At 60.4% G+C, this 7,892-nt stretch carries 9 protein-coding genes and 1 pseudogene; all 10 read right to left on the bottom strand.

The features are described from left to right. On the bottom strand, positions 1 to 530 hold a 530-nt coding region (locus L972_RS09515), incomplete at its 3' end, for a cation:dicarboxylate symporter family transporter (RefSeq protein ID WP_047437809.1). Between the two features lie 149 nt (positions 531 to 679). After that, on the bottom strand, positions 680 to 1,030 hold the full coding sequence (locus L972_RS09510) for a putative quinol monooxygenase (protein ID WP_047437807.1): 351 nt from the start codon (positions 1,028 to 1,030) through the stop codon (positions 680 to 682). A gap of 24 nt (positions 1,031 to 1,054) precedes the next feature. Beyond that, complete coding sequence (gene panC, locus L972_RS09505; RefSeq protein WP_005335639.1) at positions 1,055 to 1,912, bottom strand: pantoate--beta-alanine ligase; 858 nt, start codon at positions 1,910 to 1,912, stop codon at positions 1,055 to 1,057. Between the two features lie 201 nt (positions 1,913 to 2,113). Next, the gene (panB, locus tag L972_RS09500) at positions 2,114 to 2,908 is read right to left on the bottom strand and encodes a 3-methyl-2-oxobutanoate hydroxymethyltransferase (protein ID WP_005335640.1); all 795 of its coding nucleotides are present in this window, start codon (positions 2,906 to 2,908) and stop codon (positions 2,114 to 2,116) included. Next, positions 2,905 to 3,414 carry a 2-amino-4-hydroxy-6-hydroxymethyldihydropteridine diphosphokinase gene (folK, locus tag L972_RS09495; protein WP_047437804.1) on the bottom strand — a complete coding sequence of 170 codons (510 nt, stop codon included), beginning with the start codon at positions 3,412 to 3,414 and terminating at the stop codon, positions 2,905 to 2,907. The genes panB and folK overlap by 4 nt, the downstream gene beginning before the upstream one ends. An 11-nt stretch (positions 3,415 to 3,425) precedes the next feature. Next, positions 3,426 to 4,892: a polynucleotide adenylyltransferase PcnB gene (pcnB, locus tag L972_RS09490; RefSeq protein ID WP_005335642.1), complete on the bottom strand. Its 1,467-nt coding sequence runs from the start codon at positions 4,890 to 4,892 to the stop codon at positions 3,426 to 3,428. A 346-nt stretch (positions 4,893 to 5,238) separates the two neighbouring features. Next, the gene (gene gluQRS, locus L972_RS09485) at positions 5,239 to 6,147 is read right to left on the bottom strand and encodes a tRNA glutamyl-Q(34) synthetase GluQRS (protein ID WP_047437802.1); all 909 of its coding nucleotides are present in this window, start codon (positions 6,145 to 6,147) and stop codon (positions 5,239 to 5,241) included. Positions 6,148 to 6,258: 111 nt separating this feature from the next. Further along, on the bottom strand, positions 6,259 to 6,708 hold the full coding sequence (gene dksA / locus L972_RS09480) for an RNA polymerase-binding protein DksA (protein ID WP_005335644.1): 450 nt from the start codon (positions 6,706 to 6,708) through the stop codon (positions 6,259 to 6,261). 119 nt (positions 6,709 to 6,827) lie between these two features. Continuing rightward, positions 6,828 to 7,571: a DNA/RNA nuclease SfsA gene (sfsA, locus tag L972_RS09475; RefSeq protein ID WP_047437797.1), complete on the bottom strand. Its 744-nt coding sequence runs from the start codon at positions 7,569 to 7,571 to the stop codon at positions 6,828 to 6,830. Then, positions 7,568 to 7,892 (bottom strand): annotated as a pseudogene (locus tag L972_RS20795) (2'-5' RNA ligase family protein); the annotation flags it as partial. The pseudogene L972_RS20795 and the gene sfsA, both read right to left, overlap by 4 nt.

Raw genomic sequence — 7,892 nt, 5'->3', positions numbered from 1 at the left:
CTCCCCGCCATATCGGCGGCAAAGTTGGTGGGCACCAGCGAGAGCAGCAAGGCAGGCAGGGTCTGGGCACTGTCGATGGTGCTCATACTCTGTTGCAGGGCTGCGCTGTCGCTGCCGTGACTCAACAACCCGGCTGCGGTGAGACCGCTCAGGTTGGTGATGGTCATCCCCACCACACCGGCGATCATCACCAGGGTCAGCATGGAGCCGATCAGCACGGCGCTGATCTTGCCGAGGGACTGGGCCTGCTCCAGCTTGTTGATGGCGGAGAGGATGGAGGTGAACACCAGCGGCATCATCACCACCTTGAGCAGGCTGACATAGCCACCGCCGACGATATTGACCCACTCCAGGGTCTGCTGAACGCCGGCATCATCGGCGCCCCAACCCAGTTGCAGCGCCAGCCCGAACAGGGCGCCAAGCAGCAGACCCGCAAGCACCTTGCGCGAGAGCGGCAACCCGGTGGGTAACCGGGTGAGAGCAAAACAGAGCAGACAGAAAACAAGCGATGCAATCAGGACAAACATCATGAATACCTGTAGCGGCCATCAGGCCGAAAGTGGATAGAAACGAAGGGAAATGCGGGCTGGGCCGCAGAACAAAACGCCGGAATGCAGGAGAGTGCAGGCGTGAAAAAGCAGCGGACGCCCGAGAGGGCGTCCGCTGGCATTCGGGGTAATTACTTCTTTACGGGGGCGTCGTACTGTTCAGGTTCGTCACTATAGACGCAGACATTCCACTTCGCGGCCAAACCATCTTCCGCCAGACAGTAACGCTCGAAGAACGCGGTGATCTCGGCACGCTGGCAGTGGGCTTCGAAAGCCGCCATATCTTGCCAAATCTCGTTGAACACGATGGGGAAGCTTTCCCCCTCGGCAAACGGGCTCGCGATGTGGCGGGTCACCCGATATTGCAGGCAACCATCCTCACGCAGGGTGTTGGGCTCGAGCGCCTGCAGCACCTGAAACAGGGCCTGCTCCTGACCGGGTTTGGGCAGGAATTGGGCAATGCAGTAAACCTTCTTGGACATGGGGTCCTCCTGGTTGTGGCGGGCTCAGGCTTGCTGCAGCGTGACCACTTGATTGTCGATAAGGCGGGCCTTGCCAAGATAAGCAGCCATCAGGATCACCAGCTGCGCGCTCTCGTCAGTGGCGGATTCGAGGGTGGCGGCATCGACGATGTCGATGGCATCGGTACGAAAACCGGCGTTGTCGAGGCGCTGGCTGGCCTGCGCCACCAAGGAGGGCAGGTGGTGGTCACCCGCTTCGATCTGCTCGGCGATCCAGTTCATGGTGCGCGCCAGCTCGGGGGCGATAGCCCGCTCGGCAGCTGTCAGGTAGCCGTTGCGGGAAGAGAGCGCCAGCCCGTCTTCGGCCCGCACGGTGGGCACGCCGACGATCTCGATGGGCATCGCCATGTCGGCTACCATCTTGCGAATAAGCGCCAACTGCTGGTAATCCTTCTGGCCAAAGCAGGCCACATCCGGCTGTACCAGATTGAACAGCTTGGTAACGACTGTGCTGACACCACGGAAGTGACCCGGACGCAGCGCTCCCTCCAGCAGATTGGAGAGACCCGGCACCTCGACGAAGGTCTGGCTGGCCAGCCCCTGCGGATACATGATCTCCGGGGTCGGGGTGAACACCATATCGACCCCGGCCGCTTCCAGCGCAGCGCAATCCTGCTCCAGAGTGCGCGGGTAGTTGGCAAGATCCTCGGCCTTGTCGAACTGCATCGGGTTGACGAAGATGCTGACCACCACCTTCTCGGCGTGGCTGTGCGCCTCTTTCACCAGCGTCAGGTGGCCCTGATGCAGATTGCCCATGGTGGGCACGAATGCGATGGCACGCCCTTCACGGCGCCATTGGCTTATCTGCTCACGCAGAACGACGGGATTGTTTACGACCAACATCAGCAGTTCACCTTCCGATAAATCAAAAAGAGAGACGGGTTGCATCTACCGGTAGCGCTCGGGCGGGATGGGGCACGAACATGGCTATCAGCAGTTCACCTTTAGATGAATCAATAAGATACGGATTAGCTATACGGATTAACTGTGCGAGGCTGAGAAGCAGAGACGGGGGCCGCAGCCCCCATCATGCAACCGCCAGGATCAGTTGAAGCAGTGCTCCGGGCCGGGGAAGCTCCCCTCGCTCACCTGCTGGACATAGAGGCGGATGGCGGCACGCACATCGCCGGTCTCGGCCAGGAAGTTCTTGGTGAACTTGGGCACATAGCCGGAGGTGACGCCAAAGGCATCATGCATCACCAAAATTTGACCATCGGTCGCGGGGCCGGCACCAATGCCGATCACCGGGATGCGAAGCGCCTTGGTGATGCGCTCGGCCAGCGCAGTGGGCACACACTCGAGCACCAGTAGCTGGATACCGGCCGCTTGCAGTTCGAGGGCCTGGCGGTAGATCTCCTGCGCCTGAAACTCATCGCGCCCCTGCACCTTAAAGCCGCCAAAGACGTGGACGGATTGCGGGGTGAGGCCGAGGTGACCGCACACCGGCACCCCGTTGCGGGTGAGGTGGCGGATGGAGTCACACAGCCAGTCGCCCCCTTCCATCTTCACCATGCGGGCACCGGCCGCCATCAGGCGGGCAGCGTTCTGGTAAGTCTGCTCGGGAGTGGCGTAGCTCATGAACGGCATGTCGGCGACCACCAGTGCCTTGCTGGCACCGCGCGCCACACAGCGGGTGTGATAGACCATCTCATCCATGTTGACCGCCAGGGTATCCTGACCCCCTTGCAGCACCATGCCCAGTGAATCGCCGATGAGCAGCACGTGGGCCCCCTCGTCGTCGAACAGCTTGGCAAAGGTGGCATCATAGGCGGTGATGGCGGTGAACTTTTGACCTTCCTGCTTCATCTTCAGCAGGCTGGCGGTGGTGATCTTGCTCATAGAGGCTCCTGTACGTCTGCACGAGGGGCAATGATGGCCAAATCATTGTGCGGGCAGCGGGCAACCAGTAGGGCGAGCGGGGTGCCGCAGGGCAGCACCAGAGCAGGCGCAATTTCGGCAAGGGGCAGCAGCACGAACTCCCGCTCCTTCATGCCGTAGTGGGGTACGATCAGGCGCTCATGGTTGATCACCTGATCCCCATAGAGCAGCAGATCGAGATCCAGAGTTCTCGGCCCCCACCGCTCATCTTTGCGCACACGTCCCTGTTCCAGCTCGATTTTTTGTAATTGATCCAGCAGCGCAAGGGGCGCGAGCCGGGTATTGAGCCGGGCCACGGCATTGACGTAGTCCGGCTGGTCAGCAGGCCCCATGGGGCGGCTGCTGTAAAACGACGAGGCCTCCAACAGCACAGATTCCGGCAACCTTGCCAACGCGGCAACGGCGCGACGAGCCTGACCCAGCGGATCAGACAGGTTGGAACCAATGGCGATGAAGACCTCGGTCATCACGTCTGTTGTCACTCGGCCACTTTCGGTTTGCGGCGACGGGGGCGACGACGGTTGCGGCTGTTGCTGCTGCGCTTCTCGCCATCGTGGCTGCGAGCCTCGCCGCGCTCACCGCTGGCCGGGCGACGGGTCGCTTCCCGTTGCAGTTGCGGGCGCACATCCGGATTGGAGGCAACATAGCGCTCCCACCAGCTGGCCAGCTCGCCGAGACCGCGCTCGACCCGGTTGCGCAGCAACAGGAAGTCAAACGCCGCGCGGAACTTGGGATGCTCCATGGCGCGCTCGGGGTGCTTGCCCTGACGACGGGTCAGCCGCTGTTGCAGTGCCCAGATGTCGCGGACATCTGTGGTGAAACGGCGGGGAACGGCGATGATCCGCACCTGATTGTCCAGTACCTCGTTGATCGCCAGCATGAAGGCGTCATACCAGGGCAGGCCGCTCTCGTTCTCCAGCACCCGACCACGGGCCTCGACGCAGCCCCACAGCAAGGTAGCGTAGAGGAAGGCGGGAGTGACGCGCTTATCTTCGCGGACGCGGGTGTCGGTATCGATCAGCGCCTGCTCGATAAACTGCTCGTAGGGCGAGTTACCATGCGGGGTAAACAGCGCCGCCACTTGCGGGAAGAGCTGCTGGAACAGGCCATACTCGCGCAGCAGCTTGTAAGTCGCCAGACCGTCGCCAGCCAGGAACAGCTTGAGGGTCTCCTCAAACAGGCGGGCAGCCGGGATGTCTTGCAGCAGTGGCGCCAGCTCCTTGATGGGGGCAGCGGTACGCGGGCTGATGGTCATATCCAGCTTGGCGGCGAAGCGCACGGCGCGCAGCATCCGCACCGGATCTTCACGATAACGGGTCTCGGGATCACCGATCAGCTCAAGCTTGCGCTCGGCCAGATCTTCCAGACCCCCTTCGAAATCGTGCAGGGTGAAATCTTTGGCGCTGTAGTAGAGGGCGTTGACGGTAAAGTCGCGGCGCTCGGCATCCTCTTCGATGGTGCCGTAGACGTTGTCGCGCAGCAGCATGCCTTCATCAGACTGGGCCGACACATGTTTGCTGGTATTGACCTGATGGTGGTGACCCCGGAAGGTGGCCACTTCGATCACGTCACGACCAAAGACAATGTGGGCCAGGCGGAAACGACGGCCAATCAGGCGGCAGTTGCTGAACAGCGCCTTGATCTGCTCCGGCGTCGCATCGGTTGCGATGTCGAAATCCTTGGGCGTCTTCCCGAGCAGCAGATCCCGGACTCCGCCGCCGACCAGGTAGGCCTCATAGCCCCCTTTGTTCAGGCGATAGAGCACCTTGAGTGCATTCTCGCTGATCTCTTTGCGCGAAATAGGGTGCTGATCACGGCTTAAGGTACGACGTTGACCGGCGACACGGGCTGGAATGGGGGATTCCACCGACTGCTCGCCGTCTTCCTTGCCGAGCACCTTGCGGCAAAAGTTTGCGATCTGGGAAAAAATGGTACACCTCTTCATGACTTCTAAATTGACGGGAGGCCAAAAAATAGCGGCCTATCATAGCTCACGCCTAACCAAATGAAAAACCGTGCTGACAATTGATCCCGCATGAAACCGTCTGCCAGCGAAAATAGCGGTCAATCTGCACATAGCTCAGGCCTGCACAAATGAAAAACCATGTGGCTACTTCAGCTCATTTGAATCAAACCGAGCCAAAAAATAGCGGTCTAACTGCGCATAGCTCACGCCTGACCAAATGAAAAACCGTGCTGACAATTGATCCCGTTTGAAACGGGTCATCCCGATAAAATCACAATCAACAGCGGCAATTTACGCTCAATCAAACAAAAATCACCTGGTCGACTCAGCAATCCGCGAGCGGGATCTTCTCGCTGGCGGGCACCCGTTCTAGCTGCCAGTGAGCGATACCCCACCGGATGATCTCGTCAATCCGGCTCGCCATCAGCTCGGACGGCGGGCACTGGCCGAGGAAGTGCAGCGCCTGCCACAGGGCCGGTCGCACCTCATCGAACGCCAGGGCCGGCGCATGGTTCTGCTTGGAGAGCTTGTTGCCATCTGCCAGCACCGCCAGCGGCAGGTGCACCCAGTCGGGCATCGGTGCCCCCAGGGTCTGGTAGAGGGCAATCTGGCGCACCGTGGGTTCGAGCAGATCGGCGCCGCGCACTATCTCGGTGATGCCGCTGTCCATATCATCCACCACTACTGCCAGGTTGTAGGCGTAGAGCCCGTCACGGCGACGGATAATGAAATCCTCCTCGGCGAGCGCCGCCGGGACCGCGATATGGCCCTGCAAACGATCGTCGAAGTGGTAGACCGGATGGTGCTGGCGCAGCCGGGCGGCGCAACCTTCGGCCGCAAGCCCGAGGGTGCGGCAGTGGCCGCTGTAGAGACCGCCCGCGGCCATGATTTCGCGCCGGGTGCAGCGGCACCAGTAGAGGTCCCCCGCCCGATAGAGCTGGTCGATGATCTCGTCATAACGGCCGTGGCGCGCGCTCTGGAACATCACCTCCCCATCCCACTCGAGGCCATATGCTTCAAGGGTCTTGAGGATCAGGGCCGCAGCCCCCGCCATCTCCCGCGGCGGATCGATATCCTCGATGCGCACCAGCCAGCGTCCCTGCTGCGCTCTGGCCTGCAAAAAGCTGCCGAGGGCGGCGATCAGCGAACCGAAATGAAGCGGGCCTGAGGGTGAGGGGGCAAAGCGGCCGACATAGGGACGTGCAAAGGGTGAGGACGGAGGATTCACTGGCATGACTGTTCGGGTAAGCGATTCATTGAGGCTGCATTCTGGGGCGCGACCGCCAAAAGCTCAATAAAAAAGGGAGCCCGCGAGCTCCCTTTTTCATATACCAGAGGGTCGGGATCAACCGGCCATCTGTTTTTCCTTGATCTCGGCCAGCGTCTTGCAATCGACACAGAGGTCGGCAGTCGGACGGGCTTCCAGACGACGGATACCGATCTCGATACCGCAGTGTTCGCAGTAACCGAAATCATCGTCTTCAAGCAGCTGCAAGGTCTTCTCGATCTTCTTGATCAGCTTGCGTTCACGGTCGCGGGTACGCAGTTCAAGAGCGAACTCTTCTTCTTGCGCGGCACGATCCACGGGATCCGGGAAGTTGGCAGCCTCGTCTTTCATATGGTCGACGGTACGATCAACTTCCTGCATCAGTTGGTTGCGCCAGGCACCCAGGATCTTGCGAAAATGCGCCTTTTGTTGGTCATTCATGTACTCCTCACCCGGCTTTTCCTGGTAAGGCGCGACACCCGCAATGGCCAGGGGGCCCAGAGATTTCCTGTTTTCGCCTGTTGGCATGCCCTGTCTCCTAATTCAGCACGCTACCCGTGCCATCCATAAATTGAGGGCGACATCTATAGCAGAAGGGTAACGGGTAAGCAAACGAGCCGTACCAATAATGTTACCCACTCCAATATTTATGCACTCCCCTCGGGTAACAGGTGACCAGATTCAAACGGGATAAACCCTTGAGCCACCATGCCTTGCACCCCAACATGGGGCCGATAGCATAAAATTTCAACCCCCGCCGCGATTGCCTGCTCAATTAGCAGACTATAGTGCGGATCTATATGGGTTGCAGGGCGCATCCGGCTTATTCCGGAGTGCAACACCATAAAGAGCAGGACGGCCCTGTGGCCCGCCGCTTTCATCGCCATCAACTCGCGCAAATGCTTGGCACCACGGGCGGTGACCGCATCGGGGAAGTAACCCATCCCCGGATGTTCACGTTCGTCGAGCAGGGTGACCGATTTTACCTCGATGTAACAATTGCCCTTCTCGTCATCTTCCAGCAACAGATCGATGCGACTGTTCTCTTCGCCATACTTCACCTCGGTGCGCAACCGGCTGTACCCCGCCAGCGGAGCGATGGCCTCCTGCTCGATCAACTCCCGGGCAATCTGGTTGGCGCGCGCCGTGTTGACGCAGATAAAGTGGCCCGCCGGGCTCTCGGCGATCTCCCAGCTGTTGGGCAGCTTGCGCTTGGGGTTATCGGAGGTGGAGTACCAGACCCGGGTGCCCGGATCGGCACAACCGGTCATGGCACCGGTATTAGCGCAGTGGATGGTAATGACCTCGCCGTTATCGAGTTGCACATCGGTCAGAAATCGCTTGTAGCGGGCCACCAGCTGGCCCGATTGCAGGGGGGGATCAAAGATCACGGGTTTGCCCTCCGTTGCTCTTCATTATCCAATCCCTCTTTGCTTCTTGCCCGCAACGGCCAGCAAGCGAGCGGCTCATAGCGCACCCCGTCCGGGGTCGAGATGGATTGATAGAGGCAGAACTCATCGGCCTGCAGCAGAAAATTTGGGGCTGGCAGGATGGCCGGTGCCTCACCCGCCTTGCGCGACAGGGTGACATGGGGGCGATAACCCTGCTCACCATTGCCAAGACGCAGCTTCTCGCCGTGGCGGCGCAGCGCCCGGGCCAACACGGTCAGCTCGTTGGGCCACTCCTTCGGGCCAATCCAGGCAGCCTTGGCT

This window comes from Aeromonas sp. ZOR0001 (assembly GCF_000801015.1).
GTDB classification, from domain to species: domain Bacteria; phylum Pseudomonadota; class Gammaproteobacteria; order Enterobacterales; family Aeromonadaceae; genus Aeromonas; species Aeromonas veronii.
The sequence above is the reverse complement of the archived record's forward strand: the minus strand, read 5'-3'. Positions and strand labels throughout refer to the sequence as shown.